The following is a 3,035-nucleotide window of genomic DNA, read 5'->3' on the forward strand; positions in this document are numbered from 1 at the left end:
CGTTTTTTTGCTGGGGTTTTGAAAAGAAGAATAGACAGGATGGACGGGATGGGGGCCAAAGGTCCAAGGTGAAGAATCTGTGGAAAAGCAGCGGAGCGCGCGGCTTGACGCGCTAATGACCCCCCCCATTGGCGAGTCAAGCCTCGCGCTCCGCGGCTCCGCGAAAGAAGGGATAATGTACAGAAAGATGATCCGCCGGTGGCTGGAGGAACATCACTGTCGGTCGCCTGCGCTCTCTGTATTACACTCGTTTGATATTGTTTATTTTATTTTTTAAATCGCCCAGGCTAGTAAAGAAATTGTTGGATTTAGAGGGCATTGCCAATTCCAGCCGCCTCTCACAACGGCACGGAGCACACGGAGAAACGCCCCTCCGTGCCTCCGTGAGAGATCTTGTGAACACCTTGGCGCCGGCGTTTTTTTGCTGGGGTTTTGAAAAGAAGAATAGACAGGATGGACGGGATGGGGGCCAAAGGTCCAAGGTCAGACCCCCTGATCTCAGCCGGCGCGACTTTCGACGTAGAATCTGAGAAATAGGCCCCCTCTCAGACGTTTATGTGAGCATCTGACGAAAACAGCGTTTCTCTGTACAATTTGCGCTCGGATTCTGCAATGATCACGTCTTGCCGAATTCCGCTCCCTCAAACCCCACTCATTACTCCGGTAGCTCGCCATGCCTCAAGCGCAATTTCCGTTTTTCCCAGTAGGCGTCACGCACATTACGTCAATGCTGGCCTTTTCGTGTGAAGGAGACCTGGTGACCTACTTCACGGGCAATATACCTGTCTTCGTGCATGACCAGTCGGATCGGGATACTTTTCGCATGATTACCGCCCAGTTCTGCGTAAACGGTCATGCCAAGCAGATGGATATCGTTCGAGCATTTGGGGTAAAAAAGATCTCGGTCAAGCGTGCGGTAAAACTGTATCGAGAAGAGGGGCCACGGGGATTTTTCAAGGAACGCAATCGTCGCGGGGCGGCGGTATTAACGGACGAGGTGCTTGAGAAGGCGCAGCAACTATTCGACGAAGGGCTGGATATTGGCGAGGTCTCATCGCGCATCAACGTCAAGCATAATACGTTGTACAAGGCGACGCGCGTTGGGAAGCTGCACCTGCCGGTGAACAGCGAAGAGTGCAGCGCCCCCTTGCCAAGCAAGAGCGCACGCACCGAACAAGACCGGGCAGCGTCCATGGGGGTTGGAACCACCAACGTGGATGATCGCGTCGCCGCCAGCAAGGGGGAATTACAAGCCGTCCCGCCACGCTTCGAACCGGCCCTGGATGTTCCCAACGGCGGGGTCCTCCTGGCCCTGCCGGCGCTGTTGGCGCTTGGACTCTTGGAAACGACGGAGCGCTTTTTTGCCGAGCCCAAAGGCTACTATGGGTTGGATAGCCTGTTCCTGCTGTTAGCGCTGATGGTCCTCACCCGCCAACCCTCCATCGAATCGATGCGCTATTGTGCGCCAGGGGAGTGGGGCAACTTGCTGGGCCTGGACCGGATCCCCGAAGTCCGCACCCTGCGTAACAAGCTTCACTTTCTGTCCCGGGAAGGGCAGCCTCAGCAGTGGAGCGCCGAGCTATGTCGCCAGTGGATGGAGGCGGCGCCCGAACAGGCCGGTACGCTCTACATCGACGGCCATGTCCGGGTCTATAACGGCGACCAAACCCGGCTGCCCCGCCACTATGTCGCGCGCCAGAAGCTCTGCCTGCGCGCCACCACCGACTACTGGGTCAACGCCATGGATGGTCAGCCCTTCTTCTTCGTCAATCAGGCCGTCGATCCAGGATTACTTCAGGTCCTTGAGCACGAAATCGTTCCGCGACTGGAGCGAGAAATCCCTCAGCAACCCACCGCGCAACAATTGGAAGACGACTCGCTCCTGCATCGATTTACCTTGGTATACGATCGCGAAGGTTATAGTCCGGCCTTTCTCAAGCGAATGAGGGAGAAGCGAATCGCCTGCCTCACTTATCACAAGTACCCCGGCGACGACTGGGCCGAAGAGGAGTTCCGGCTTCACAGCGTAAATCTCATCAGCGGTCAGACCGTCGAGATGCGCTTGGCCGAGCGGGGAACCTGCTTGAGCAATGGACTTTGGGTGCGGGAGATTCGCAAGCTCACCACACGGGGCCATCAGACCGCGATTCTTGCCACCGACTACCGCTCCGATATCCCTCCAATCTCCGGGGCGATGTTCGCGAGATGGTCTCAGGAAAACTTCTTCCGCTATAGCCGCCAACACTTTGGTATTGATAAGCTGGCGGACTATTCGCTCGAAGAGATATCCGACCCCACATTGATCGTAAACCCAGCCTGGCGTGAGCTTGATCGACAGGTCCGATCCCTTAACGGCAAGCGCTCAAGACGCCTGGCAAACTTCACTGCCTTGAATCTCGAAGAGTCTATAGAGCCTGAAAAGGTGGAACCCTTCATGCGCCGCAAAGCGGAACTTCAGGAAGATATCGAATGCATGGATCAAGAGATTAATACGCTCAAGACGCAAAGGAAGGGGACGCCCCATCATATTGATGTGAGCGAGTTGCCGCCCGAGCAGCAATTCAAGAAGCTCGCCACCGCCAGCAAGCACCTGGTCGATACGATCAAGATGGTGGCCTATCGCGCAGAAACCGCAATGGCCAATATCCTGCGCGGACACCAATTCCGCTCGGATGAAGCCAGGCAATTGCTTGCATCCGTATATCAAACCGAAGCGGACTTGCTTCCTGATTTTGAAACGGGGACATTGACCGTCCGCCTTCATCATCTGCCGACCGTTCGCGCGGATACGATCGTTCAGAAATTGTGCGAGGAACTCAACGACACCAAAACCCTATTCCCAAGAACAAATCTGACATTGTGCTTCAAAGTGGGGTCGTTGCAGAATCCCAGAGATCAGGAGGTCTGAAGGTGAGGCGGTCGGCATAGGGGTTGACCACCTGGAGGGGCCTTAGCAGCCGCTGGGCGTTGCGATGGCGCTGGAGAATGTGATCCTTGGCCTGGGCCGCCAGCAGTCCCTCCAGGGTCTCCTCGAA

The 3,035-nt window shown here is 56.1% G+C and carries 1 protein-coding gene; it reads left to right on the plus strand.

What is annotated here, in order from left to right; all coding sequences use genetic code 11:
* The first annotated feature begins 757 nt into the window (after positions 1 to 757).
* Positions 758 to 2,908 (plus strand): putative transposase, encoded by a 2,151-nt coding sequence (locus tag VJ956_RS16030; protein WP_324086045.1) that lies wholly within the window; start codon positions 758 to 760, stop codon positions 2,906 to 2,908.
* Positions 2,909 to 3,035 lie beyond the last annotated feature (127 nt).

It is taken from the genome of Marinobacter sp. (assembly GCF_035268745.1).
Classification (GTDB): domain Bacteria; phylum Pseudomonadota; class Gammaproteobacteria; order Pseudomonadales; family Oleiphilaceae; genus Marinobacter.